The following is a 26,458-nucleotide window of genomic DNA, read 5'->3' on the forward strand; positions in this document are numbered from 1 at the left end:
TGTGCGCCGGTGTTCCCCGGAACCGCCCCAGACCCATCGAGGATTCCATGAAACTGATCGACTCCATCTTGACCCAAGCCGCCGGCATGGCGGTTGTTCGCCGCGATATCCATGCCCACCCCGAACTGTGTTTTGAAGAGCAGCGCACCGCCGATGTGGTGGCCGCCAAGCTGACCGAATGGGGCATACCGATTCACCGGGGTCTGGGCACCACCGGCGTTGTCGGCATCGTGCATGGGCGCGACGGCGGAAAAAGCGGCAAGGCCATTGGCTTGCGAGCCGATATCGATGCCCTGCCCATGCAGGAATTCAACACCTTTGCCCACAAGAGCCAGCACGCCGGCAAGATGCACGCTTGCGGCCACGACGGCCACACCGCCATGCTGTTGGCCGCTGCGCAGCATTTCGCCAAACACCGCGACTTCGACGGCACGGTCTACCTGATCTTCCAGCCGGCTGAAGAAGGCGGCGGCGGCGCGCGGGAAATGATTGCCGATGGCCTGTTCAAGCAGTTCCCGATGGATGCCGTTTTTGGCATGCACAACTGGCCGGGCATGCCGGTGGGGACCTTCGCCGCGAGCACCGGGCCGGTGATGGCGTCTAGCAACGATTTTCGTATCGTCATCCATGGCAAGGGTTCGCACGCGGCCATGCCCAACAACGGCATCGACCCGGTGCCGGTGGCCTGCCAGATGGTTCAGGCCTTTCAGACCATCATTTCGCGCAACAAGAAGCCGGTGGACGCGGGCGTGATCTCGGTCACCATGATCCATACGGGCGAGGCGGTCAACGTGGTGCCTGACAGCTGTGAAATCCGCGGTACGGCGCGCACGTTCACCTTCGAAGTGCTCGACCTGATCGAGCAGCGCATGAAAGACATTGCCGAGCACACCTGCGCCGCCTTTGGCGCGACCTGCGAGTTCCATTTCCGCCGCAACTACCCGCCGACCGTGAACCACCCGGCCGAAACGGCGTTCGTGCGCGAGGTGCTGACCGAAATCGTGGGCGCCGAGCAGGTGTGGAACCAGGAGCCCACCATGGGGGCGGAAGATTTCTCTTTCATGCTGCAGGAACGCCCCGGCTGCTACCTGTTCATTGGCAACGGTGAGGGGGCACACCGCGCAGGGTATGAAGGCGGGGGGCACGATGTTGGCCCCTGCATGCTGCACAACCCGCACTACGACTTCAACGACGACCTCATTCCGCTGGGGGCCACGTTCTGGGTGCGCACGGTCGAGCAATGGATGGCCAGAGTGGCCGCAGGGGCAGCAGCATGATCAGCCCCCAGGACGGGTTTTCGCACAGCTACGCGCGGGCCCGGGTGAAGTTCCTGGAAGCGACGGCCGCCGCTGGCCTGGCCATCCGCAGCTACAACCACCCCTTGCCAGGCATGGAGGGTGAAACCCTGGCCATGGATGTGGCGCTGGACGGGCCGGCGAACGCCGACAAATTGTTGATTGTGAGCAGTGCCTGTCACGGGGCCGAAGGTTTTTGTGGCTCGGGTGTGCAGGTGTTCGCGGCCCACGATGAAGCTTGGCGGCAACACGCGCACGAGGCTGGTGTGGCTGTGCTTTACATCCATGCGTTGAACCCCCACGGTTTTTCGCATCTGCGCCGGGTGACCCACGAAAACGTGGACATCAACCGCAATTTCCAGGATTTCAGCCAACCCTTGCCGCTCAATGAGGCCTACGGCGCCATTCATGGGCTGTTGTTGCCCGCCACCTGGCCACCCAGCGCCGAGAACGAGGCCTCGATACAGGCCTACATCGCTGAGCACGGGTTTACCCGGTTTCAAGCCGCCGTATCGCAGGGACAGCACGATTTCCCGGAAGGGCTCTTTTTTGGTGGCACCTCGCCAACCTGGAGCAATGTCACTCTGCGCCGGGTCTTGCAGGACCATGCCCAGGCAGCAAGCCACATCGCCTGGATCGACCTGCACACGGGGCTTGGCCCCAGCGGGCTGGGCGAACGCATCTTCGCCTGCCGCGATGACGCCGCTGCCATGCAGCGGGCCAGCGCCTGGTGGAGTGCAGGCGGCAGCACGCCGGTCACGTCGATTTACGATGGCAGTTCCCAATCCGCCTTCATCACGGGGATGTTGATGAATGCCGCCTACGAAGAGTGTCCGCAAGCCGAGTACACCGGTATCGCCATGGAGTACGGCACTGTGCCGTTCTCCGGTGTGTTGCAAGCCCTGCGTGGTGACCATTGGCTGCACCTGCACCCGGATGCACCGCCTGCATTGAAAGCCCGGATTCACCAAACCATGCGCGACGCGTTTTACGTGAACACCGACGAATGGCGCGCCCAGATCGTGGTGCAGGCGCGGCAATCCATGTTCCAGGCCGTGGATGGTTTGGCACAGAGCAAGCTTGTCGCCGCCGAGCTCTGATCAGATCGTCAGCGGGTCCACATCCACCGCCCAGCGCACCAGGCCCTTGGCTTCGGGTGCGCTGCGGCAAGCGTGCAATACCGGCTGCCAGGCCGCCAGAAAGCGCTGCAACTCGCTTCGCGAGGCACATTCGACCAGCATCTGCGCCCGCTCCACATTCGCCACCCGCTGGATGGAGAGCGGCACGGCGGGGTAGAGTGTGATCTCGTCTCGGTGTGGCAGGCCAGCCGCCTGATCGGCCGCGATGTTGAGAAACGCTTGCGCGGCGGCTTGGGTGCGCGCGTCGGCGCGCAGCAAGGCTTGCGAGCCATAGGGCGGCATGGCGGCCGATTCGCGCTCTTCGAGTTGCTCTGTGGCAAAGGCCGGGAAATCGTGGGTCCTGAGTGTGGCAAACAACGGGTGCTGCGGGTACCAGGTTTGAATCCACATTTCGCTGGCGCCGCCCTGGGTGCCCATGAAGGCCGCATCGCGTCCGGCCCGTCCGGCCGCCTGCATGAGCAGGGCAAACAGCCGCTCGGGCGCGCGGTAATCGCTGGCAAACAGGGCCGAATCGGCGTTGAGCCCGGCCACCAGCGTGATGCGCCGGAAATCGTGGCCCTTGGCGATCATCTGCGTGCCCACGAGCACGTCCACCTCGCCGCTGTGCAGCGCAGCCAGTTGGGTTTCCAGGCTGCCTTTGAGCCGGGTGGTATCGGCGTCCATGCGGGCCACGCGGGGCGGTTCGCCGTCGGGCCGTTTGACGCCAGCCAGCAACTGAGCGATCTGCTCTTCGAGTTGCTCGGTGCCGCGGCCCACGGGCGCGATGTCCAGGTTGCCGCAGTCGGGGCAGGCGCGGGGCACGCGTTCGGTGAAGCCGCAATGGTGGCAGCGCAGCGTGCGGTCGAGTTTGTGGAACACGCGGTAGGCGCTGCAATGCGGGCAGCCGCTTTTCCAGCCGCACTCGTGGCAGGCCAATACCGGCGCGTAGCCGCGCCGGTTCAGCAACACCAGGCATTGTTCACCGCGCTCAATGCGCTCGGCCATCGCGGCGAGCAAAGGCGGTGCGATCACGGCGCCTTTGGGCTGGTGGTTCATGTCCACCAGCCGCAGCCGGGGCAGGGCGCCGCCACCGATGCGCGCGGGCATGGCCAGGCGCAGGTAGCGGCCCTGGTCGGCGGCGTGCCAGCTTTCCAGCGATGGCGTGGCCGAACCGAGAATGATCAGGCAGCGCTGGCCCTGGCCAGCCAGTGCATCGCTTTCCAGCTTGGCGCGGTACACCGCCAGATCCCGGGCCGAATAGCGTGCGCCTTCCTGGCTCTTGTAGCTGGGGTCGTGTTCTTCGTCGACCACGATCAGGCGCAGCCCGGGCATGCTGGCGAAAATCGCCATGCGGGTGCCGAGCACGATGCGCGCGCCACCGGTGTGCGCGGCCAGCCAGCTGGCCAGCCGCTGGGCGGGTGTCATGCCGCTGTGCAGACACACCACGGCGCCGGCGCCGTACACCGGCTCGAAGCGCTCCCGAAAGCGCGCCTCCAGCTGCGGCGTGAGGTTGATCTCGGGCACCATGACCAGCACCTGCGTGGTCACATTGCCCGGGGCCGTCGCGTCGAGTGCGCGGCGCGTGGCGCGCAGGTAAACCTCGGTCTTGCCGCTGCCGGTGGCGCCAAACAGCAGCACCGGCGCCTGGGCGGTCTCCAGCGCAGCGAGCGCCTGGGCTTGTTCTTCGCTCAGTTCATGGCCGGTATCGGCGGCATCGCTGGCAGGTGTGTCGCCGTCTGGCATCGCGGTGGCCAGCTTGGCGCGCTTCTTCATGCGCCTGGCCAGTTGCGCCGCATCGAGCTCGCGCAGTTGAGGCGGCAGGGCCGCCAAGGCCACCTCGCCCAGGCCGCGCTGGTAGTACTGGCTGGCGAAACGGATGAGTCTGAGCCAGCGGGCATTGAGCGGCGGCAATCCTTCCAGGGCGCCGATCACGTTTTTGGCCTTGGCTTCGTTGAGATCTTCGGGCGCAGCATTCGGGCAATCCCACACCACGCCCAACACCTCGCGCGTACCCAGGGGAACGCGCACCAGTGTGCCCGGCGTGAGCAAGAACTCACTTCGGTAGCTCAGGGTGTGGCCCACGCCGCTGTGCGCCGGGGTCGCCACGATGACGCTGGGCCAGAAAACCATGGTTAGTGCTTTTTCCTCATTTCAACTGTTGAAGTCGTGCCTAAGTCGTTGATTTGCTTGCGCTTAACAGTCTATCCAGAGGATCTGTGGATAACTTTGTTGATAGATTGCTTTGGCCCGCCGGGAAGCCTTGAAAATCAAGGCTTTGCTTAGAATGCCCACAAATCGGGCAAAAATCAAAGTTCAATGAAATCAACAACTTAGCGCAGCGTTCCGATCTTGATAGGCGTCGAGCATGGTGTTGAACATTTTGATGCGCCGCAACACGGGATTTGTGTATAACTGATCCGTGTCAAGCGCTTTTTTCCGGTATTTCTGTGCTAAAGGCTTGGCAAGACCGGCTTGGGCGGCGAATCGGGGGGTTTAACCCCCCGTTCAGGCATGGATGCTTACTTTTGAGTCCGAATGCGCCTGGAGTGGGTGTGCACAGCATCGACCAGGGCAGAAACGTGCTCTGGCGGCGTGAACTGGCTGATGCCGTGGCCGAGGTTGAAAATGTGGGTGGGGCCGGTGCCCTCGCCTTGGTGCGGCTTGCCAAAGCTCTCCAAAACAGAGGCCACTTCCGCGTCGATGCGCTCGGGTGGCGCAAACAACACATTGGGGTCGATGTTGCCCTGCAATGCCTTGCTGTCGCCCACCAGTGCGCGCGCCTTGGTCAGGTTCACCGTCCAGTCCAGGCCCAGAGCGTTGCAGTCGACGTCCTTCATTTCGTCCAGCCACAGACCACCGCCCTTGGTGAACACGATACGGGGAATCTCCACGCCGTCCTTTTCGCGCTTGAGCTGGGCCAACACCCGCTTGGTGTACGCCAGGCTGAATTCCTGGAACTTGCCATCGGCCAACACGCCGCCCCAGCTGTCAAACACCATCACAGCCTGTGCGCCAGCGTCAATCTGGGCGTTGAGGTACTCGGCAACCGAGTCGGCGTTGATCGCCAGAATCTGGTGCATGAGATCGGGGCGGCTGTACATCAGGCTCTTCACCGCGCGGTAATCGTCTGACCCGCCGCCCTCGACCATGTAGCAAGCCAGCGTCCAGGGGCTGCCCGAGAAGCCGATCAGCGGCACCCGGCCATTGAGTGCCTTGCGAATCGAAGTGACCGCGTCAAACACATAACGCAGCTTCTCCATGTCGGGCACGGCCAGCGCAGCCACATCGGCCTCGGTGCGCACCGTCCGGGCAAACTTCGGCCCCTCGCCGATCTGGAACGACAGGCCCAGACCCATGGCGTCGGGCACGGTCAGGATGTCGGAAAACAAAATGGCCGCATCCAGCGCATAACGCTCCAGCGGCTGCAATGTCACTTCGGTGGCGTAGTCGGTGTTGGTCGCGAGACCCATGAACGAACCCGCCTTGGCACGCGTTTCGCGGTATTCCGGCAAGTATCGACCCGCCTGGCGCATCAGCCAGACAGGGGTGTACTCGGTGGATTGGCGCAAGCAAGCGCGCAGGAAGGTGTCGTTTTGCAGGGGGGCGAAGCTCATGGGGGTATCCGGTACGGTGTCATCAAAGGTTGGCCGTGATTATCCCGCCTCATATGAGCCCGGGGTTTGCGCTGGCTCAGAAGCCGTGCTGAGGAGGTCAAGGACCGCGTACCGGTTGGGCAGCCTTGCCCCTGTTCCTGTACACGGACGATTTCTGGCGAGACTTCAACAGCTGTGACGCAGTGGGAGTCGTGTTCTTGCGAGAACCGAGGACAGAAGACTACGGCACGGTGGCGGTCTTTCAAGATATCCGCAAGAATCAGTGCGACTTGATGCAACCCGTTTCGTCATAGACTGCCCAGTGGGGCGGCCGCAGGCCAGCGAAACGCGCAGCGACTCCGGTGGTGGACAACGGTGGACGGTCGTCCCATTGTGCTTTGCTGCCGACCACCAACAGTTGGCTCTATTCAAACGTTGGTCGCTGTCAAGACGCCAGGAGAACTGATGATGCCCAAAGAACCGAAGCCCATCGCGGTGGTTGCCGCCGACGTTCCTGTCCGCCGCAAGCCCTCCGCATATCCGGAGCCATTTGCATCGCAGATGGGCGGTCGAGCGAAGCGGCAGTTGGGGGATCTGTTCGGTTTGTCAAACTTCGGCGTGAACCTCACGCACCTTGCGCCGGGCGCGGTTTCCTCACTGCGACACGCCCACACCAGACAAGACGAGTTCGTCTACATCTTGCAGGGCAACCCCACGCTTCAAACGGATGAGGGCCGAACCGAGCTTGCGCCGGGGATGTGTTCGGGCTTCAAAGCCGGTACCGGGAACGGTCACCGCCTGGTCAATGAAACCGATGGGGTCGTGGTGTACCTGGAGGTCGGAGATCGAACGGCCGACGATGCGGCGTCGTATCCGGACGAAGATCTCGAGGCGCGGCTGGTCGAGGGGCAGTGGAGGTTTTTCCACAAGAACGGTGTGCCGTATGGGTAGCGTGCACGCCTGTCAGCGAGTGCGAACGGTTCCGTCGTTCATGCAGTGTCCGCTGTTGCGGGCCGCTCATTTCCACCGTTGGTGAAAACAATGATTCGCAGCAACATGTTTGTACTCGCGGTCCGGAATCTCGTTGATTCTGCGAATTACTACGAATCGGTGCTGGGGTTCACCATTCGCGAGGTGGGCGATGGCGGTTGGCGGATGTTTGAGCGAGACGGTTGCCGGATGATGGTGGGGCATTGCCCCGATTCGATGCCAGTGCGGGACCTGGGCGATCATTCGTATTTTGCCTACCTGATCGTGGACAGTGCAGACCGGTATTACGCCGAGATCGTTGAGCGCGGGGCGGAAGTGACGAAACCGGTCCGGAGTGAACCCTGGGGAATGCGAGAATTTGGCATTCGAACCATTGACGGCCATCGAATCATGTTTGGTGAAAATCTTGATGGCTAACGGGCAAGGTGTGAAGATCAGAACACTTTTGCAAACGCAATTGAATTGCAGCATGAACCTGCGTTGAGGGTGAAGCTGCAATTCGCTTTGGATGCTGCAGTGCGCGCCTGTGGGCATCGTGGGGAACAGTATGCCAATCACGGGTGGGTGTTTTTGTGGAGCCGTTCAGTACCAGATAAATGGTCGGTTGCGTGACGCGAAATCCTGTCATTGCTCTCGCTGCCGCAAGGCCTTTAACGCGCAAGCCTCGGCAACTGCTTTGGTGGATCCGGCTGAATTCAGATGGCTTTCAGGCGAGTCGTTGTTGTCAACCTATGTGGGCCTTCATGGTTATGGCCTGCAGTTTTGCAGCCTCTGCGGCTCCACGCTTTGCACGGTTTGTGAAGGCCAGGTTTTTCAGGTGTCGCTGGGCTGCGTCAATGGCAGTCCTGACATCGAAATTGCACAACACCTTTATGTTGGCTCCAAAGCAAGCTGGGAAGTCATTCCTGAAGGCGTGACCCAATACATTGAGGCTGCTGCGCCTGAAGCAGGTTGGCCCCACACCCGCTAGCGGGGGGATGTGGGGTTCCAAACCCGGTGCCAGGCGTCGCCAATGCCCAGGTTTGTCGCGCTGTTGCACGGTATCCATCCTGGCAAAGTCAGGGATCGGGTTCAAATCCCGTGCCGTGCCGTGCCGTGCGCGGCGTGGCCGGTGGCCATACGGTTTGCGACCTTCTTGGCACTCAAGCCCAGGGGGTTGATGTCAAATCGGTTTTTGACGAACAGCGCTCATCAGCTTTATGAACACCACTCTCATTTTCTGGGGCCTGCTGTTTGGCTCCATTGGCACCGGCTTCTTCGTTTACGGCAAGAAGCAAAGGGCCCCTGTACCGCTGCTTTGTGGCCTCGCGCTGATGGTGGTGCCTTATGCCATTTCCAGCGTGCCTGTGCTGCTCGCTGTGGGCGTCGCCTTGATCGCGCTGCCCTATTTTTTGAGGTACTGAACGCGCTCAACCAGCCGCAGATCCCCTGTGCGGTCAACCCGGCCTCCCCCCGGAGGCGCGCTGGCAGGCAGCGCCGCTGCTCTGCGTGGGTTGTCGAGCGCCAATATCCAGGTCACCCGTTTTTCAGCATCGGCTGGCGAGATGGCCACTCTGTTCTTGTCTCTCCAGTGGCGGGCATAGGGGCGGAGCCGGCGAGCACCGTGGTGGTGAGTCGCTTCTGGGCGTCTGCCTGGCATTTGTACCCGATTGCAATGTCGTGCCAGGCGGGGCCGAAGGGGGCCATGCTGCTGAGGCTTTTGGCGCCGCTTTCGATATGGTCACAGGCGATCCGCTCGCCCCGTCTCATCTCGAGACTGTGTGGGCCTCGGTGCCCCATGGGCTGCCGGGCCGGGCCGGTCAGCTGCAGCGCTGTGTTGACGGGGGCTGGCGCTGCAGCAGCATGGCGTCGCCGTAGCTGAAAAAGCGGTACCGGCTGGCCACCGCATGGCGGTACAAATCCATGACGCGCTCGTAGCCAGCGAAGGCGCTCACCAGCATCATCAGCGTGGATTTGGGCAGGTGGAAATTGGTCACCAGCAGATCGACCACCTCGAATCGAAAGCCGGGTGTGATGAAAATGTTGGTGTCGCCCTGGGTTTCGCTGTTGCGGGCCCAGGTTTCCAGCGTGCGCACGGTGGTGGTCCCCACGGCCACGACACGCCCACCGCGCGCTTGGCAGGCGGCAATGGCTTGCACCGTTTCAGGCGGCATGGCGTAGCGCTCGTGGTGCATCACGTGTTCGCTGATCTGCTCGGTTTTCATGGGCGCAAAAGTGCCCGCGCCCACATGCAGCGTCACGCTGGCGGTCTCGACCCCGCGCGCCTTGAGGGCGGCCAACACGCCTTCGTCGAAATGCAGCGAAGCGGTGGGTGCGGCCACCGCGCCGGGCACGCGGGCGAACACGGTCTGGTAGCGGCGCTCGTCATCGGCGTCGTCGGCGTGGGTGATGTAGGGCGGCAGGGGCACGTGGCCGTGTTGCGCCATCAGGTCGTAAGGCGTTTCAGTGCCCGGGCCTTGCAGGCGCAGGCGAAACAGCTGGCCTTGCGCATCGGGCCAGCGGCCCAGGAATGTGGCGTCAAAACCACCGCCTTTCAGGCCGCCCACCATGTGCAGCAAACCGCCGGGCTGGGGCTTTTTGCTGACCCGAATGTGGCCCACCACTTCGTTGGCGCTGCCGTCCAGGGCTTCGTGCGGCAGCAAAACGCGTTCGATCAGCAGCTCCAGCTTGCCGCCGGAGGCTTTTTCGCCAAACAGGCGGGCTTTGACCACTTGCGTGTCGTTGAACACCAGCAGATCGCCGGGGTTCAGCAGCGAGGGCAATTCGCGAAAGATGCGGTCCACCGGGGCTTCATCGCTGCGCCCGTCCAGCAGGCGGGAAGCGCTGCGCTCGGCGGCGGGGTGTTGAGCAATCAGCTCATCGGGGAGGGTGAAATCAAAATCGGCGACGGTGAAGTCGCGGGTGCGCTGAGGCTGCATGCGTCTTGAGGGTTAGAGGGGTCTGTCTCGACACCAGCGGGCGCCGCCCTCCGTGCGAAGCGGGCGCGCTGCGGCGTTGCGAATGCGCGCGATGCGCGCGATGCGCGCGATGCGCGCGATGCGCGCGATGCGCGAAGCATCGCTGTGCTTCGCGCCTTGCATCGCATCCGCTGCGCACGTTTTTCGGCTCCCGTTGGCGCCGAGACAGACCCCGCCCGTTCCAAGTGTTTGAAAGACGCCGATTGTCTCAGAGCCCAAGGCCGATCAACGCGGCCGGTACATCTTGAACAACTGCTCCGGGCCCACCGTGAAATAGTCCGCCGGGCCGCCGCCACGCAGGATGTGACCGGCGTTGGCGGTGTCGTACACGCCGTCTTTGAGCAGGTGTTGCGCGATGTGGATGCCCACCACTTCGCCGAGCACCAGCCAGCTGTCAATGGGCTCGCCCGCAGCGGAGGTCAGCCGGATCAGCTGCGAAAGCTTGCATTCAAAGGTGACCGGGCTTTCCTGCACCCTGGGCACATTCACCAGTTTCGAGGCAACGGGCGTGAGCCCGGCCAGCGCGAATTCGTCGACCTCAGGCCCTACGGCGGCACAGGTCTGGTTCATGGCCTCGGCGAGATCGCGCGTGGCCAGGTTCCAGACGAATTCGCCGGTCGCTTCGATGTTGCGCACCGTGTCTTTGTAGGTCACGCTGGAGAAGCCGACGATAGGCGGCGTGTAGTTGAAGGCGTTGAAGAAGCTGTAGGGCGCCAGATTCACCACGCCGTCGGCGCTGCGCGTGGACACCCAGCCGATGGGCCGTGGTCCGACGATGGCGTTGAACGGGTCGTGCGGCAGGCCGTGGCCCTGGGCGGGTTCGTAAAAGTGAATGGCGTCGGTGGTCATGGTTCGCATTGTGTGGGCAGGCAAGGGCGGCGGGTGTCGCGCAGTTGGGATGCCGCAGCACATTCAGGGGAAATCGCCGGGCACAATGGGCGCATGTCTGCCCCAGCCGTCGGAAAAACCGCTGCCCCGGCGCTCTCCGCGCCCCAAAAAGCCCTGCGCAAGCTGGGGCTGGTGCGCGACATCGACCTGGCTTTGCACCTGCCGCTGCGATACGAAGACGAGACCCGCATCGTCAGATTGACCGAAGCACGGGAAGGCCAGACCGTGCAGGTCGAAGGCATGGTCACCAACTGCGAAATCACCTTCCGGCCGCGCCGCCAGCTGCTGGTGACGCTCGATGATGGCAGCGACACCTGCACCCTGCGTTTTTTCAGCTTCTATCCCTCGCACCAGAAGGCCTTGGTCGAGGGCGCCCGGATTCGCGTGCGCGGTGAAGTGCGCGGCGGCTTCATGGGGCGGACCATGATGCATCCCTCGTTCCACGCTGCCGGCGGCGAGCTGCCCGACGCGCTCACCCCCGTTTACCCGACGAGTGCGCAGCTGCCGCAGGCGTATTTGCGCAAAGCCGTGGCCGGCGGCTTGCGGCGGGCCGACTTGTCCGAGACCTTGCCTTCCGAACTGCTGCGCAGCCTGGAAGCCGTGGTGCAAAACGCGGAAGGGCCGCTGTTCACCCTGCGCGATGCCCTGCGCTACCTGCACCAGCCCGGTCCCGATGTGTCGCTGCATGCGCTGGAAGACCGCACCCACCCGGCCTGGCAGCGGCTAAAGGCCGAAGAGCTGCTGGCGCAGCAGTTGTCCCAGTTGGTGGCCAAGCGCGAGCGCGATGCGTTGCGGGCACCAGCGTTGAGGGCCAAGCCGGGCGGTTTGCATGAGCAGTTGCTGGCGGTGTTGCCGTTTGCGTTGACAGCGGCACAACGCCGCGTGGGCGATGAAATCGCCAGCGATCTGGCGCGTCCCGTGCCCATGCACCGGCTGTTGCAAGGCGATGTGGGCTCCGGCAAAACCGTGGTCGCAGCGCTCGCCGCGGCGATTGCCATGGATGCCGGCTGGCAATGCGCACTGATGGCCCCTACCGAAATCCTGGCCGAGCAACACTTCTCCAAACTCATCGGCTGGCTGGAGCCGCTGCTCACCCCGCTGGGCAAACGCGTGGCCTGGCTCACCGGCAGCCAGAAAAAGAAACAGCGCACCGAAATGCTGGCCCTGATCGCCAGCGGCGAAGCGGCCCTTGTCGTGGGCACCCACGCCGTGATCCAGGACCAGGTGCAATTCCAGAACCTGGCCCTGGCCATCATTGACGAGCAGCACCGGTTTGGCGTGGCGCAGCGGCTGGCGCTGCGATCGAAGATGGGGCCGGGCGCATTCGAGGAAACGCAGGCCCCAGAACGCCGTCGGTCCGGCTTCGCCGGCCCGCCAGCGTTGCCCCTCGAGGGGCGGAGCGGCGACGCGAATCGCGCAAGCGATGGGGGGGAGCCCCACCTCCTGATGATGACCGCCACGCCGATTCCCCGCACGCTGGCCATGAGCTACTACGCCGACCTCGACGTCTCCACCATCGACGAACTGCCGCCAGGGCGCACACCCATTGTCACCAAGGTCATGTCGGACCAGCGGCGCGATGAGGTCGTTGAACGCATCGGCGCACAAGTGGCCGAGGGACGACAGGTGTATTGGGTCTGCCCGCTGATCGAAGAAAGCGAGGCGCTGGATTTGTCCAACGCCACGCAAACCCATGCCGACCTGAGCGAAGCGTTGCCCGGCGTGTTGGTGGGCCTGCTGCATTCGCGCATGACCTCGCCTGAGAAAAAGGCGGTGATGGACATGTTCAAGGCGGGCCACATGGGCCTGCTGGTGTCAACCACGGTGATCGAAGTCGGCGTGGACGTGCCCAATGCTTCGCTGATGGTCATTGAACACGCCGAGCGTTTTGGCCTCAGCCAGCTGCACCAGTTGCGCGGACGGGTAGGGCGGGGCGCAGCGGCTTCAGCGTGTGTGTTGATCTATTCGCCGCCCGACGGCGGTCGCCTGAGCGAAACGGCACGCGAACGCCTGAAAGCCATGAGCGAAACCAACGACGGTTTCGAAATCGCCCGCCGCGACCTCGAAATCCGCGGCCCCGGCGAATTCATGGGCTCCCGCCAATCGGGCGCCGCGATGCTGCGTTTTGCCGATCTGGCGACCGACGGCCACCTGCTGGCCTGGGCCCGCGAGGCGGCGGTGCAGATGCTGGCGCGGTACCCGGAAGCCGCCGAGAAACACGCCGCCCGCTGGCTGGGCAGCAAGGCGGAGTTTCTGAAGGCCTAGATGTGCCCCACCCCCGCGCAGCCTGCGGCGCGGGGGGAGCAAAATACACCCATGACCCTCACCGAACTCAAATACATCGTGGCCGTGGCGCGCGAAAAGCACTTTGGCAAAGCCGCCGAAGCTTGTTTTGTGTCGCAACCCACCTTGTCTGTGGCGATCAAGAAGCTGGAAGAAGAGCTGGAGCTGAAGATCTTTGAGCGCAATGCCAGTGAGATTGCGATCACGCCGCTGGGTGAAGAGATCGTGCGCCAAGCGCAAACGGTGTTGGAGCAGGCCGCTTCGATCAAGGAGATCGCCAAGCGTGGCAAAGACCCGCTGGCCGGGCCATTGAAGCTGGGCGTGATCTACACGATCGGGCCGTATTTGCTGCCTAATCTGGTGCGACAGGTGATCGAACGCACGCCGCAGATGCCGCTGATGCTGCAGGAAAATTTCACCGTCAAGCTGCTGGAACAGTTGCGTTTGGGCGAGATCGATTGCGCGATTCTGGCGGAGCCGTTTCCCGACGCTAACCTGGCCATGGCGCCGCTGTACGACGAGCCGTTTCTGGCGGCTGTGCCAGTGGCGCATCCGTTGGCCCAGCAAAAGACAATCACTTCCGAGCAACTCAAGAAAGAAACCATGCTGCTGCTCGGTACCGGACATTGCTTCCGCGACCATGTGCTTGAGGTTTGCCCCGAGTTCGCGCGTTTTTCCAACGACACCGAAGGCATCCGCAAGAGCTTCGAGGGGTCTTCCTTGGAGACCATCAAACACATGGTGGCCGCCGGCATGGGCGTGACCCTGGTACCTCGACTTTCGGTGCCGGGCTCGGCGCTGGACGGTAGCCCGGCTGCCGATCAGGATTTTGGTGATTCGTCCTTCGTGCGCTATCTGCCGTTTGACGGCGAGGCGCCGACGCGCCGCGTGGTGCTGGCCTGGCGGCGCAGCTTCACGCGCTTTGAGGCCATCGCCGAATTGCGCAACGCCATCTACGCCTGCGAGTTGCCCGGCGTGAAGAGATTGACATGATGAATTCGACCACTGCGCCCCGTTCCCCTGAGCCTGCGCCTTCCCGCCTGGCCCTCTACCTCGATCTGATCCGCTGGAACCGACCGGCAGGCTGGCTGTTGCTGCTCTGGCCATCGCTGGCCGCTCTGTGGATCGCTGCCGACGGCTTTCCCGGGCTGCACCTGGCGCTGGTGTTTCTGCTGGGCACCATCCTGATGCGCAGCGCGGGTTGTTGCGTGAACGACGTGGCCGATCGAGAGTTCGACCTGCACGTGAAACGCACAGCGCAGCGTCCGGTAACCAGCGGGCGCGTTGGCGTGAAAGAAGCGCTTCTGGTCGGCGCCGCGTTGGCTTTTGTGGCGTTCCTGCTGGTGCTCACCACCAACGTCGCCACCATCGTCTGGTCGTTTGCCGGCCTGGGTCTCGCGGTTGTGTATCCCTACGCCAAACGCCATGTGTCGATGCCGCAGGCGGTGTTGGGTGTGGCTTTCAGTTTTGGCATCCCCATGGCGTTTTCGGCGGTGAATGGTGGTCCGGTCTGGGAGTTTTTCAGTGACGCCACCCGTTGGGGGCAGCGCGGCTTCTGGTCGGCCGTGTGGCACAGCGTGCCAACGCTCGCCTGGTCGTTGATGGTGGCCAATCTGTTCTGGGTGTTGGCCTACGACACCGAATACGCCATGGTCGACCGCGACGACGACCTCAAGATCGGCATGAAAACTTCGGCCATCACGCTGGGTAATGCCGATGTGCCTGCGGTGATCGGTTTCTATCTGGTGTCGCTCGGCATCTGGACCGCCATGCTGTGGGACCGGGTCAACCCCTGGGTGTGGGGCGCGATGCTGACCGTGGCGCTGGCCCAGGTGGCCTGGCACCACCACCTCATCAAAGACCGCGCCCGCGATGGCTGCTTCAAGGCCTTCCGCTTGAACCACTGGCTGGGGTTTACGGTGTTCCTGGGGGTGGTTCTGGGGGTTTGAGCCGGACTAAGGCGCTTGCGCGCGGGTCCTTTTCAGCGATCACGACGGAGCCGGTTTTACCGGGCCGCTCGAGATACCCATCCTTTGATGGGGTGGCGCGCTGAAAACTGGCTCAGGGGTGGTCCATCACCCTCCAAACTCTTTGCCCAGTTCTTCCGCGCGATTCTGCGCGGCCAGCATGGCTTTCTGAAAAAGGGCCTTGATGTCGCTGGCTTCCATCGAGGTGAGCGCCGCGTGGGTGGTGCCGCCTTTGGAGGTCACGCGCTCGCGCATCGTCTGCAGTGGCTCGCCGGACTGCTGCGCCAGAGCGGTGGCGCCGGCGAAGGTTCCCATGGCCAGGCGCTGAGCGAGTTCGGGAGGCAGGCCCATCTCGGTGCCTGCGTCGCGCATGGCTTCCAGGAAGTAGTAGACGTAAGCCGGGCCGGAGCCCGAGAGGGCGGTCACCGCGTCCAGTTGCTTTTCGTCGTCGACCCACACGAAGTCACCGGTCGCCTTGACCACGGTGTCGACCAGTTGGCGATCCGCTTGCGTAGCGGCGGCGCGAGCAAACAGGCCGGTCATGCCCAAACCCAAAAGCGCTGGCGTATTGGGCATGGCGCGCACGATGCGTTCGCTGCCCAACCAGTGGGCCATGCTGTCGCTGGTGATGCCGGCGGCCACGCTGAGGTGCAGTGTTTCGCCGATGAAGGGACAGGTGACTGCTGTCACTTCTTTGAAGGCTTGCGGCTTCACCGCCCAGACCACCAGGTCGGATGCCTTCAATGCTTCGCTGGCGGCGGGCGCCACGGGCATGCCAGGGAACTGCTGGGCGAGGCGGGCGCGTTGCTCGTCCCAGGGCTCGACCACCTGCAGGGCGCTGACGGGATGGCCCTGGGCAATCAGGCCGCCGATGATGGCGCTGGCCATGTTGCCGCCGCCAATGAAACTGATGAGGGGTGAGGTTGGGTTTGCTGTGTTCATGGCACCATTGTGCCGCGCCTGCACTCAGCTAGGTCGCGACGGTTTGGCGCACGGCGTGTTCCCAGCGGCCCATCTTTTCGGCGGCCTCTTCGCGCGCCATCTGCGGCTCAAATGTGCGTTCGGCGCGCCATTGGGCCGAGAGTTCGTCCAGCCCTTGGTACAGACCGGTATGCAACCCCGCGAGATAGGCCGCGCCCAGGGCAGTGGTTTCGATCACAGCAGGGCGAACCACCGGGATGCCCAGCAAGTCAGCCTGGAACTGCATCAACAAGTCATTGACGCAGGCGCCGCCGTCCACCCGCAATTCCTGCACTTCCACGCCACCGGCCGAGACCGCATCGCGGCTCATGGCGGCAAGCAGCGCGGTGCTCTGGAAAGCGATGCTTTCCAGCGCGGCGCGCGCGATGTGGGCCACGGTGGTGCCGCGGGTGAGGCCGGTCAGGCTGCCGCGGGTATCGGGCTGCCAATAGGGCGCGCCCAGGCCGGTGAAGGCGGGTACCAGCACCACGCCACCGGTGTCGGGAACGCTCTCGGCCAGGGCCTGCACCTCGCTGCTGGACTGGATGGCGTTGAGGCCGTCGCGCAGCCACTGAATCACCGCGCCGCCGATGAACACGCTGCCTTCGAGTGCGTATTGGGGCCGGCCGGGGGGCTGCGCCGCGGCGGTGGTGATGAGGCCGTTCTCGCTGATCTGGAAGCGTTCGCCGGTGTGCATCAGCATGAAGCAGCCGGTGCCGTAGGTGTTTTTCGCCATGCCAGCCGAGAAGCAGGCCTGGCCGAAGAGGGCGCTTTGCTGGTCGCCGGCCACCCCGCCAATGGTGAGTGGCGCGCCCAGCCATTCGGCTTGGGTCAGGCCAAAATCGGCGCTTGAGGGCAGGGATTTCGGCATCATGCTGGCGGGGATGCGGAGGGCATCAAGCAGCTCGCCGTCCCAGCGTTGGTCGTGGATGTTGAACAGCATGGTGCGTGCGGCGTTGCTGTGGTCGGTCACGTGCTGGGCACCGCCAGTGAGTTTCCAGATCAACCAGCTGTCGACCGTGCCGAAGGCGAGCTCGCCGCGCTCGGCCTGCTCGCGCGCGCCTGTCACGTTGTCCAGCAACCAGGCCAGTTTGGTGGCCGAAAAGTAGGCGTCGATGCGCAAACCGGTTTTCTGCAACACGGTATCGGTGAGGCCGCGGTCACGCAGCTCGACGCAGGTCGCTTCCGCCCGGCGGTCTTGCCAGACGATGGCGTTGTGAATGGGTTCACCCGTTTTCCGGTTCCAGACCAGCGTGGTTTCGCGCTGGTTGGTGATGCCGATGGCGCGAATGGCTGAAGCGCTCAGACCGGCTTTTTTCAAAGCCTGGCGCGCAGTAGCGAGCTGGGTGGTCCAAAGCGCCTGGGGCTCGTGTTCGACCCACCCGGGTTGGGGGTAGATCTGGGGAAACTCCTGCTGCGCCATGGCCACCACGCGGCCGGTGCGGTCAAAAACGATGCTGCGGGAACTGGAGGTGCCCTGGTCCAGGGCCAGCAAATAGTCACTCATGGGATTTCCTGGGGTTGTGTGTTGAGGTGTCAAGCGTCGGCTGGATCGGCCTCGCCAGCGACCACGCACTGCACGTCGCCTTGCGCCATCAATTCGCCAAACGGCTCGGGAGGCGCGGCGTCGGTGAACACCACATCAATCTCGTCCAGCCGCGCCAGCTCTACCATGGCCGGGCGGTTGAACTTGCTGTGGTCTGCGGCGAGCCAGACTTCGCGCGATTGCTCGATGATGGTGCGAGCGACCTTGACTTCGCGGTAATCGAAGTCGCGCAACGTGCCGTCGGCCTCAATGCCGCTGATGCCGATCAGGCCGATATCGGCCTTGAACTGGCGCATGAAATCGATGGTGGCTTCGCCCACGATGCCCTGGTCACTCGCGCGAACCAAACCCCCGGCCACAATCACTTCGCAGTCCGGGTTGGTGCTGAGCACGGCAGCAATGTGCAGGTTGTTGGTGATCACGCGCAGGCCACGGTGGTGCAACAGCTCGTGGGCCACAGCTTCGATGGTGGTACCGATGTTGAGGATGAGTGAGCAGCCATTGGGCACTCGCTGTGCAATGGCGCGGGCGATGCCGGTTTTGGCCTCGGCCAGCATCGCCTGGCGCTGGCGGTAAGCGATGTTTTGCGTGGTGGACACGGGCAGTCGAACCCCGCCGTGAAAGCGCGACAGCAAACCGGCTTCGGCCAGACGCTGTACATCGCGGCGAACCGTTTGCAGCGTGACGCCAAAGCGCTCGGCCAGGGCTTCAATGGTTTGCGGGCCGTGAGCGCGCACTTCGTCCAGAAGTTGGGTGTGGCGGGGAGCAAGGTTCATGTCGTCGTCAAAGCGGTTTCTGGATTTACTCGAACATAACGGAAAAATAAACCTCGGCCCTAAGGGTAAATACCGAACAAATAAGAACATAAACGAACAATAGAATCATGCAAACGAAAAGCCTTTGCGGTTTGGCAGGGGCTGATGTGTGACTTTTGTCTGGAATATCAATGCAGCTGACTTTGGAGCGCGTGGGCAAAAAAGTGGGGCCTTCGGTTCACCTTTACCCCCAGTCCCTTACCTTGGTGCCAGGGGCGGTGACTGTGTTGCTGGGTGCGACCCAGGCGGGAAAAACCAGCCTGATGCGCTTGATGGCCGGGCTCGATGTGCCTACGTCGGGACGCGTGATGGTGGATGGCGCAGATGTGACGGGAGTGCCTGTGCGCGAACGCAATGTGGCCATGGTGTACCAGCAGTTCATCAACTACCCTTCGATGAACGTGTTCCACAACATCGCTTCCCCGCTCAAATTGCGCGGCGAGAAAGGCGATGCCCTGAAAGGAAAGGTGCGGGCGCTTGCCGAAAAGCTGCATATCGACGTCTTTCTGGAACGCCTGCCTGCCGAACTCTCCGGCGGTCAGCAGCAGCGCGTGGCCCTGGCCCGCGCACTGGCCAAGGCGGCGCCGCTGATGTTGCTTGATGAGCCCTTGGTGAACCTGGACTACAAGCTGCGCGAAGAGCTGCGCGAAGAGCTCTCCCAGCTCTTTGCCAACGGTGAAGCCACCGTGGTCTACGCCACCACCGAGCCCGCCGAAGCCCTTCTCTTGGGCGGCTACACGGCCGTGATGGACGCCGGCGAGCTGTTGCAATACGGACCGACGGCAGAGGTGTTTCATCGCCCCGAATCGATTCGCGTGGCACGCGCCTTCAGTGATCCCCCGATGAACCTCCTGCCTGCACAAGCGGCCGATGGTGGGGCTCAGTTGACTGGTGGCCCGCTGATTCCATTGCAGTTGTCTGCAGCGAGCGGACGTGAGCTGACTGTCGGGGTGCGCGCCAGCGCGCTGCGGGTCAAGGGTCGCGAGGGTGATCTGGTGATCAATGGCACGGTCGATCTCGCCGAAATTTCGGGCTCGGATACGTTTGTTCATGCCCATACCCCTGTGGGCGACCTCGTCGCGCAACTCACAGGCGTGCACAACTTTCATCTGGGTTCGCCGATCAGCCTTCATGTGAGCCCGACGCAGGTCTATGTGTTTGACGCCGCGGGTGCGTTGGTTTTGGCGCCAGAGCGCACGGGAGGGCCCCGCTGATGGCCAAAATTGAACTTGACCTGGCGCATTCATATAAGGCTGACCCCCAGTCAGACAGCGATTACGCGCTGTTGCCACTGAAGATGACGTTTGAAGACGGCGGCGCCTATGCCCTGCTCGGGCCGTCGGGCTGCGGCAAGACGACCATGCTCAACATCATGTCGGGTCTGGTGGTTCCTTCCCATGGCAAGGTGCTGTTTGATGGGCAAGACCTGACGCGCGCCACGCCGCAAGAGCGCAACATCGCGCAGGTGTTCCAGTTTCCTGTGATCTACGACACCATGACGGTCGCGGAGAACCTCGCCTTCCCCCTGAAAAACCGCAAGGTGCCGGCCGACCAGATCAAGCAGCGGGTCGGTCAAATCGCGGAAATGCTGGAGATGAGCCATCAGCTCGACATGGCCGCTGCCGGGCTCAGCGCCGATCAGAAACAGAAGATTTCGCTAGGGCGTGGTTTGGTGCGGCCCGATGTCTCGGCGGTCTTGTTTGACGAGCCGCTGACTGTGATCGATCCGCATCTGAAGTGGCAGTTGCGCCGCAAGCTCAAGCAGATTCACCATGAGCTGAAGCTCACGCTGATCTATGTGACCCATGACCAGGTCGAGGCGTTGACCTTTGCCGATCAGGTGGTGGTCATGACGCGTGGCAAGGTGGTTCAGATGGGTACGCCCGAGGCGCTGTTCGATCGCCCGGCGCACACTTTTGTCGGCCATTTCATTGGCTCGCCGGGCATGAACTTCATGCCCGTCACGGTGCGCGGCGACGCGCTGGAACTGGCCGGTGCCCGCTTGCCAGCCGGGGCCGGACGCCGTTTGCCTGAAGGTGAGTTGACTTTGGGTATCCGTCCCGAATACCTGTTGCTGGATGCACCTGGTGCGCCTGGTGCCTTGAAGGCGGTAGTTCGCCAGGTTCAAGACATCGGTACCTACTGGCTGGTGAGTTGCGATGCCTCGGGCTCGCCGCTCAAGGTGCGGCTCGCGCCCGATGTGACTCCGCCAGAAGTGGGCGAAACCGTGGGTCTTCAATTGCTGGGTGAAAACACCTGCTTCTACAAAAACGAGGAGCTCGTGCCATGAGTGTTCAAAACAAACCCGTGAACCAGAAAGCCTGGTTCCTGATCCTGCCGGTGCTCATCTGCGTGGCCTTTTCTGCCATCTTGCCTTTGATGACCGTGGTGAATTATTCGGTGCAAGACATCATCTCGCCCGATCGCCGCGTGTTTGTGGGTACCGAGTGGTTTGCTGCCGTGATGCGCGACGAAGATCTTCACGCCGCCCTCTGGAACCAGTTGAGGTTTTCCGCCGCCGTTTTGGCTGTGGAGTTGCCGCTGGGCATCATGCTCGGGCTGTCCATGCCTGCATCCGGTTGGAAAGCATCGGTGACCTTGGTGGTGGTGGCCTTGTCGCTGCTTATTCCCTTGAACGTGGTTGGCACGATCTGGCAGATCTTCGGTCGTACCGACATTGGCCTGATGGGTGTCACGCTTCAAGCGCTGGGGATCGAATACAGCTACACGGGCAATACCACCCATGCGTGGTTGACGGTGTTGTTGATGGATGTGTGGCACTGGACGCCTCTGGTGGCCCTGCTCGCTTATGCAGGCCTTCGCAGCATTCCTGATGCCTATTACCAGGCCGCCCGCATTGATGGGGCCAGCAAATTCGCGGTGTTCCGCTACATCCAGTTGCCAAAGATGCGTGGCGTGTTGATGATTGCCGTCCTGCTGCGCTTCATGGACAGTTTCATGATTTACACCGAGCCCTTTGTGCTCACGGGCGGTGGGCCAGGCAACTCGACCACGTTCCTGAGCCAGTACCTCACACAAAAAGCCGTCGGGCAGTTTGATCTAGGGCCCGCTGCAGCATTTTCTCTGATCTATTTTTTCATCATCCTGCTGTTCTGCTTCGTGCTCTACAACTGGATGCAGCGACTCGGCCAGGCCGAAAAAGAAGGAGCTGGTCATGGTTGATCTGAAGCCGAGCCGACTCAAGGCAGACCACTCCTCCGCAGGGAAAACGCGCGCAGCGCGAAAGGGGACAACATGAAGCCCAGGTTTCAAAAGCGCACGATCTTCCTGATTGCCTACTTGATCTTTGCCTTGTTGCCCATCTACTGGATGTTCAACATGAGCTTCAAGACCAACGAGGAGATCGTTTCGAGTTTCAGCTTGTTGCCAGAGCATTTCACCTGGGAAAACTACAAGCTGATCTTCACCGATGAGAGCTGGTATTCGGGCTACATCAACAGCCTGATTTATGTGGCGATCAACGTGGTGATCACCATCACGGTGGCCTTGCCTGCCGCCTATGCGTTTTCCCGTTACAGCTTTCTGGGAGACAAGCAGGTGTTTTTCTGGTTGCTGACCAACCGAATGACACCGCCAGCCGTATTTTTGCTGCCGTTTTTTCAGTTGTACACCACGGTCGGTTTGATGGACACCCACCTCGCCGTCGCGCTGGCGCACCTGTTGTTCAGCGTGCCCCTGGCCGTCTGGATTCTTGAAGGGTTCATGTCGGGCATTCCGCGTGAAATCGACGAAACCGCCTACATCGACGGCTACAGCTTTCCGCGCTTTTTCATCACCATCTTTCTGCCTTTGATCAAGGCGGGGGTGGGTGTTACCGCCTTCTTCGCCTTCATGTTCAGTTGGGTCGAATTGCTGCTGGCCCGCACGCTGACCAGTGTCAACGCCAAGCCCATTGTGGCGACGATGACCCGCACCGTGAGCGCTTCAGGCATGGACTGGGCCACCCTTGCCGCGGCCGGCATGCTGACCATCGTGCCCGGCGCCATTGTGATCTGGTTTGTGCGGAACTACATCGCCAAGGGCTTTGCCATGGGGCGAGTATGAGCACACCAAAAAATCAGGAGCACACCATGACATTTCATCGAAACCGTGCAGAACTCAGGACGCCGCGGAACGGGCTTTGTCCGGCCGCCAGCGTCGTCCCCCTGGGGGGGAGCACCACAGGTGCGCGGGGGGAGCCATGTTTAACTGGATGGCATGGACGTTGCCCGTCGCCGTATTCTTTACTTGCATCGCCTTGATGCTGATCGGCATGACCGTCTGGGAAATCAAATCTCCTACTGTCATGCGCAAAGGGTTTTTGCCTATCGCGACCACGCGGGGCGACCGACTGTTCATGGGATTGCTGGGCGCCGCGTACATCAATCTCGCCTTTGTCGGCATGGCGGGCTGGATCACCGAATGGATGTCATTGGAGCAAGAGCCCTCCATCTGGATCAGTTTTGTCGTATCGATGGTGTGGCTGGTTATTGCCTTGCGAAAAGGGTGATCCGTCTGCCGTGAACACGTTGCGGAATCCGGCCCTTTGCTTCCCCGGGGCCGATCCATTCTGAACAAACCGGGGAAGCGAATTGCCAGAGGAGACAACATGAAATTTCGCCATACAGCACTCGCTGTCGCAGCCATCGCTGCGTTCAGCACGAATTTGGCCTGGGCCGACGCGGCTGCAGCCAAAAAGTGGATCGACACCGAGTTTCAGCCTTCGACGCTGAGCAAAGACCAACAGGCCGCAGAGATGAAATGGTTCATCGATGCTGCGGCCAAGCTCAAGGGTAAGGGTGTCAATGAAATATCGGTGGTTTCCGAGACCATCGATACCCACGTCTACGAGAGCAAGACCCTGGCCAAAGCCTTTGAAGAAATCACAGGCATCAAGGTCAAGCACGACCTGATCCAGGAGGGCGATGTCGTCGAAAAGCTCCAGACCTCCATGCAGTCCGGCAAGTCGATTTACGACGGCTGGATCACAGACTCCGATCTGATCGGCACCCACTACCGCTACGGCAAGGTCATGAACCTGACCGATTACATGGCCGGCAAGGGGAAAGAGTGGACCAACCCAGGCATCGACATCAAGGATTTCATCGGTACCAGCTTCACCACGGCGCCAGATGGCAAGCTGTACCAGTTGCCTGATCAACAGTTTGCCAACCTGTACTGGTTCCGCGCCGACCTGTTCGCCCGCCAGGACCTGAAGGACAAGTTCAAAGCCAAATACGGTTACGAGTTGGGCGTGCCGCAGAACTGGAGCGCGTACGAAGACATTGCCGAGTTCTTTACCGATGATGTGAAAAACATCGACGGCAAGCCTATCTATGGACACATGGATTACGGCAAAAAAGACCCGTCGCTGGGCTGGCGCTTCACCGACGCATGGTTATCCATGGCCGGTACAGCCGATATCGGCATTCCCAACGGCAAACCTGTCGATGAGTGGGGTATTCGCGCATCGGCTGATGGCTGCAATCCGCAGGGCGCCAGCGTTTCCCGCGGCGGCGCCACCAACTCGCCTGCCGCCGTCTATGCGCTGACCAAGTACATCGACTGGATGAAAAAATACTCGCCCAAGGAAGCCATCGGCATGACCTTTGGTGAAGCGGGTCCTGTGCCTGCGCAGGGCCAGATCGCTCAGCAAATCTTCTGGTACACCGCTTTCACAGCAGGCATGATCAAGCCCGGTCTGCCGGTGGTCAACGCCGATGGCACGCCGAAGTGGCGCATGGCGCCTGGTCCAAATGGGCCATATTGGAAGCAGGGCATGCAAAACGGCTACCAAGACGTGGGGAGCTGGACCTTCTTCGCCAAGCATGACGCCGACCGCACGGCCGCCGCCTGGTTGTATGCGCAGTTCGTGACCGCCAAGACGACCAGCCTGAAAAAGACCATCGTCGGTTTGACGCCTATTCGCGAATCCGATATCCAGAGCCAGGCCATGACCGATATGGCGCCGAAGCTGGGTGGATTGGTTGAGTTTTACCGCAGCCCAGCACGTGTGGCCTGGACACCCACCGGTACCAACGTGCCTGATTATCCCAAGCTGGCCCAGCTCTGGTGGCAAAACGTGGCTCAGGCTGTGACGGCAGAGAAGACACCTCAGCAGGCCATGGACAATCTCGCAGAGCAGATGGACCAGGTGATGGCCCGTCTGGAGCGTGCAGGCATGGACCGCTGTGCGCCCAAGCTCAACCCCAAGGGAGACCCCAACAAGTACCTGAGCGACAAGGCCGCCCCTTGGAAGAAACTGGCCAACGAGAAGCCCAAAGGCGAGACCATCGCCTACGAGCAACTGCTCAATGCCTGGAAGGCCGGTCGCGTTCGTTGATCTCCGGTAACTAGGTTAGTTGTTTCAACCGCCCCTGTGCTGAACGGCGCAGGGGCCTCAAATATTCTTATGTCTCGCGCAGCCCATTTCCAATCCCTGAATACCGACCAAACCTACGACCTCGCTGTGATCGGCGGGGGGGCAACAGGGTTGGGCGTGGCATTGGATGCGGCGCTGCGAGGGTTTTCTGTGGTCCTGCTCGAATCTCACGATTTCGCTGGCGGCACCTCTTCCAGAGCGACCAAGTTGCTGCACGGCGGCGTGCGGTATCTGGCTCAAGGCAACGTGGCGCTGGTGCGTGAAGCCCTGGCAGAGCGATCGACGGTGCTGCGAAACGCACCGCACCTGGCGCAGCCACTGCCCTTTGTGATGCCCTCTTACCAATGGTGGCAGAGCCCTTTCTATGGTCTGGGGCTCAAGCTCTACGACCTGATGGCGGGGAAAGCGGGATTGGGTCGAACCGAGTTTCTGAATGCGCAACAGACACTGGCCGCGTTGCCCGGGCTCAAGGCTGCGGGACTCAAGGGCGGCGTGAAGTACTGGGACGGCCAGTTCGACGATGCGCGGCTGGCACTGGCCTTGGCTCGCACGGCGAAAGTGGCGGGTGCCACAGTATTGAACTACGCAGAAGTCACCGCCTTGCGCATGGGCATCCGTAAAGATGGCAGAAGCGACCCTTCTGAAATTGATATCATTGACCGTCTAAGTGGCGATACAGCAACAGTGAGCGCTAACTGTGTGGTGAATGCGACCGGGGTATGGGTTGACGCGCTGCGCAACAAGGCCATGGCCGGCGTACCGGGCGCAGTCCCGTCGCAGATGGTCAGCCCGAGTCAGGGCGTGCATGTGGTGGTCGACCGGGACTTCATGCCAGGGAATCATGCTTTGCTGATGCCCAAGACCCGTGACGGGCGTGTGCTGTTCGCCGTGCCCTGGATGGGCAAGCTCATTCTGGGTACCACCGATACACCGCGCAAAGACATTCCCCGAGAGCCCGGTGCATTCGCTGAAGAGCTCGAATTCATCTTGAGCGAAGCCGCCCATGTCTTGAGCCGCCCGGTGACTCGAGCCGACATACGCAGCATCTGGGTCGGATTGCGCCCCCTGGTTGCACCACCCAGAACGGAAGAGGGGGGTACCAAAACCATCTCCAGAGAACACACCATCGTGGTCGACCCCAACGGCTTGCTCACCGTCACGGGGGGCAAATGGACGACCTACCGTGCGATGGCCGAAGATGTATTGAACAAGTGCTTCGACAAGGGACTGCTGTCGACCCGACCGAGTGCCAACACGAAAAACCACCGGTTGTTGGGCGCGCCAGGCAAAAACGCACCGCCTTCCCCGATTTTTGCAGGGCCAGGCGTGCACTTGTACGGAACAGAAATGGCCGCAGTCGAAACCTGTCCAGGCCATGAGAACGTTTTGGGCATGGGGCTGACCGAGGCCATGGTGCGCTATGCGGTCCGGGAGGAGTACGCCTACACAGTAGAAGATGTGTTAGCCAGGCGATGGCGCGTGTTGTTTCTCGACGCCAAGGTAGCCTCATCCATGGGCGCCGCAGTAGCGGCCATCATGCAAAGCGAAGGCGTTGACAACCCTCGGCTGACCGAATTTCTGAAGCTCTGTGAGCACTACCTGCCCGGCTAGGCCGCCAGATTAGGCAACCGGGGAAAAAAATCCGGCGTCAAATGGCATTTCCG

At 62.1% G+C, this 26,458-nt stretch carries 23 protein-coding genes; 16 read left to right on the forward strand and 7 right to left on the reverse strand.

The features are described from left to right. Positions 1–47: 47 nt before the first annotated feature. Positions 48–1,277: a M20 aminoacylase family protein gene (locus LPB072_RS03645; RefSeq protein WP_066091726.1), complete on the forward strand. Its 1,230-nt coding sequence runs from the start codon at positions 48–50 to the stop codon at positions 1,275–1,277. Next, positions 1,274–2,395 carry a M14 family metallopeptidase gene (locus tag LPB072_RS03650; protein WP_066092570.1) on the forward strand — a complete coding sequence of 374 codons (1,122 nt, stop codon included), beginning with the start codon at positions 1,274–1,276 and terminating at the stop codon, positions 2,393–2,395. Before LPB072_RS03645 ends, LPB072_RS03650 begins: the two co-directional genes overlap by 4 nt. Here LPB072_RS03650 and priA read toward each other — a convergent pair whose 3' ends face one another. Next, positions 2,396–4,543, reverse strand: a complete 2,148-nt coding sequence (gene priA / locus LPB072_RS03655; RefSeq protein ID WP_066091729.1) for a replication restart helicase PriA — start codon at positions 4,541–4,543, stop codon at positions 2,396–2,398. Between the two features lie 389 nt (positions 4,544–4,932). After that, a complete protein-coding gene (hemE, locus tag LPB072_RS03660; protein WP_066091732.1) occupies positions 4,933–6,027 on the reverse strand; it encodes a uroporphyrinogen decarboxylase in 1,095 nt (364 codons plus the stop codon). A gap of 444 nt (positions 6,028–6,471) precedes the next feature. Between hemE and LPB072_RS03665 the strand changes: the two genes are divergently transcribed. The 4 genes from LPB072_RS03665 (at position 6,472) to LPB072_RS03680 (ending at position 8,399) form a co-directional block, all read left to right on the forward strand. Then, on the forward strand, positions 6,472–6,957 hold the full coding sequence (locus tag LPB072_RS03665) for a cupin domain-containing protein (RefSeq protein ID WP_231943415.1): 486 nt from the start codon (positions 6,472–6,474) through the stop codon (positions 6,955–6,957). A gap of 90 nt (positions 6,958–7,047) precedes the next feature. Next, positions 7,048–7,413 carry a glyoxalase/bleomycin resistance/extradiol dioxygenase family protein gene (locus LPB072_RS03670; RefSeq protein ID WP_066091735.1) on the forward strand — a complete coding sequence of 122 codons (366 nt, stop codon included), beginning with the start codon at positions 7,048–7,050 and terminating at the stop codon, positions 7,411–7,413. Between the two features lie 130 nt (positions 7,414–7,543). Further along, positions 7,544–7,966: a GFA family protein gene (locus tag LPB072_RS03675; RefSeq protein ID WP_066092577.1), complete on the forward strand. Its 423-nt coding sequence runs from the start codon at positions 7,544–7,546 to the stop codon at positions 7,964–7,966. A gap of 229 nt (positions 7,967–8,195) precedes the next feature. Then, entirely contained in the window at positions 8,196–8,399 is a 204-nt protein-coding gene (locus LPB072_RS03680; protein WP_066091738.1) for a hypothetical protein, read from the forward strand. A 396-nt stretch (positions 8,400–8,795) separates the two neighbouring features. Here LPB072_RS03680 and queA read toward each other — a convergent pair whose 3' ends face one another. After that, entirely contained in the window at positions 8,796–9,914 is a 1,119-nt protein-coding gene (gene queA / locus LPB072_RS03690; protein ID WP_066091743.1) for a tRNA preQ1(34) S-adenosylmethionine ribosyltransferase-isomerase QueA, read from the reverse strand. Between the two features lie 264 nt (positions 9,915–10,178). Continuing rightward, positions 10,179–10,802 (reverse strand): flavin reductase family protein, encoded by a 624-nt coding sequence (locus LPB072_RS03695; RefSeq protein WP_066092580.1) that lies wholly within the window; start codon positions 10,800–10,802, stop codon positions 10,179–10,181. A 93-nt stretch (positions 10,803–10,895) separates the two neighbouring features. On the opposite strand from LPB072_RS03695, the gene recG reads away from it, so the two are divergent. The 3 genes from recG to LPB072_RS03710 are packed head-to-tail and all read left to right on the forward strand — an operon-like array spanning position 10,896 to position 15,073. Next, a complete protein-coding gene (recG, locus tag LPB072_RS03700; protein ID WP_070263904.1) occupies positions 10,896–13,106 on the forward strand; it encodes an ATP-dependent DNA helicase RecG in 2,211 nt (736 codons plus the stop codon). Between the two features lie 51 nt (positions 13,107–13,157). Next, a complete protein-coding gene (locus LPB072_RS03705) occupies positions 13,158–14,117 on the forward strand; it encodes a hydrogen peroxide-inducible genes activator (RefSeq protein ID WP_066092583.1) in 960 nt (319 codons plus the stop codon). Further along, positions 14,114–15,073 (forward strand): 4-hydroxybenzoate octaprenyltransferase, encoded by a 960-nt coding sequence (locus tag LPB072_RS03710; protein ID WP_066091749.1) that lies wholly within the window; start codon positions 14,114–14,116, stop codon positions 15,071–15,073. Before LPB072_RS03705 ends, LPB072_RS03710 begins: the two co-directional genes overlap by 4 nt. A 126-nt stretch (positions 15,074–15,199) precedes the next feature. Here LPB072_RS03710 and proC read toward each other — a convergent pair whose 3' ends face one another. Genes proC through LPB072_RS03725 form a run of 3 tightly spaced genes read right to left on the reverse strand, consistent with a single transcriptional unit; the run spans position 15,200 to position 18,373 of the window. Further along, positions 15,200–16,033, reverse strand: coding sequence for a pyrroline-5-carboxylate reductase (gene proC, locus LPB072_RS03715; RefSeq protein WP_066091752.1), 834 nt, complete (start codon positions 16,031–16,033; stop codon positions 15,200–15,202). A gap of 28 nt (positions 16,034–16,061) precedes the next feature. Beyond that, positions 16,062–17,558: a glycerol kinase GlpK gene (gene glpK, locus LPB072_RS03720; protein WP_066091756.1), complete on the reverse strand. Its 1,497-nt coding sequence runs from the start codon at positions 17,556–17,558 to the stop codon at positions 16,062–16,064. Positions 17,559–17,587: 29 nt separating this feature from the next. Then, positions 17,588–18,373, reverse strand: coding sequence for a DeoR/GlpR family DNA-binding transcription regulator (locus tag LPB072_RS03725; RefSeq protein WP_066091759.1), 786 nt, complete (start codon positions 18,371–18,373; stop codon positions 17,588–17,590). 170 nt (positions 18,374–18,543) lie between these two features. On the opposite strand from LPB072_RS03725, the gene LPB072_RS03730 reads away from it, so the two are divergent. From LPB072_RS03730 to LPB072_RS03760, 7 genes are all read left to right on the forward strand, one after another. After that, a complete protein-coding gene (locus tag LPB072_RS03730) occupies positions 18,544–19,626 on the forward strand; it encodes an ABC transporter ATP-binding protein (RefSeq protein WP_066091762.1) in 1,083 nt (360 codons plus the stop codon). Continuing rightward, positions 19,626–20,702: an ABC transporter ATP-binding protein gene (locus LPB072_RS03735; protein ID WP_066091765.1), complete on the forward strand. Its 1,077-nt coding sequence runs from the start codon at positions 19,626–19,628 to the stop codon at positions 20,700–20,702. The genes LPB072_RS03730 and LPB072_RS03735 overlap by 1 nt, the downstream gene beginning before the upstream one ends. Continuing rightward, on the forward strand, positions 20,699–21,595 hold the full coding sequence (locus LPB072_RS03740) for a carbohydrate ABC transporter permease (RefSeq protein WP_066091768.1): 897 nt from the start codon (positions 20,699–20,701) through the stop codon (positions 21,593–21,595). The genes LPB072_RS03735 and LPB072_RS03740 overlap by 4 nt, the downstream gene beginning before the upstream one ends. 72 nt (positions 21,596–21,667) lie before the next feature. After that, complete coding sequence (locus LPB072_RS03745; protein ID WP_066091771.1) at positions 21,668–22,477, forward strand: carbohydrate ABC transporter permease; 810 nt, start codon at positions 21,668–21,670, stop codon at positions 22,475–22,477. A 136-nt stretch (positions 22,478–22,613) separates the two neighbouring features. Beyond that, positions 22,614–22,922 (forward strand): DUF2160 domain-containing protein, encoded by a 309-nt coding sequence (locus LPB072_RS03750; RefSeq protein ID WP_066091774.1) that lies wholly within the window; start codon positions 22,614–22,616, stop codon positions 22,920–22,922. 99 nt (positions 22,923–23,021) lie between these two features. After that, positions 23,022–24,755, forward strand: coding sequence for an ABC transporter substrate-binding protein (locus tag LPB072_RS03755; protein WP_066091777.1), 1,734 nt, complete (start codon positions 23,022–23,024; stop codon positions 24,753–24,755). A 69-nt stretch (positions 24,756–24,824) separates the two neighbouring features. Beyond that, positions 24,825–26,405 (forward strand): glycerol-3-phosphate dehydrogenase/oxidase, encoded by a 1,581-nt coding sequence (locus LPB072_RS03760; RefSeq protein WP_066091779.1) that lies wholly within the window; start codon positions 24,825–24,827, stop codon positions 26,403–26,405. The last annotated feature ends 53 nt before the right edge of the window (positions 26,406–26,458 follow it).

This window comes from Hydrogenophaga crassostreae (genome assembly GCF_001761385.1).
GTDB lineage: Bacteria > Pseudomonadota > Gammaproteobacteria > Burkholderiales > Burkholderiaceae_C > Hydrogenophaga > Hydrogenophaga crassostreae.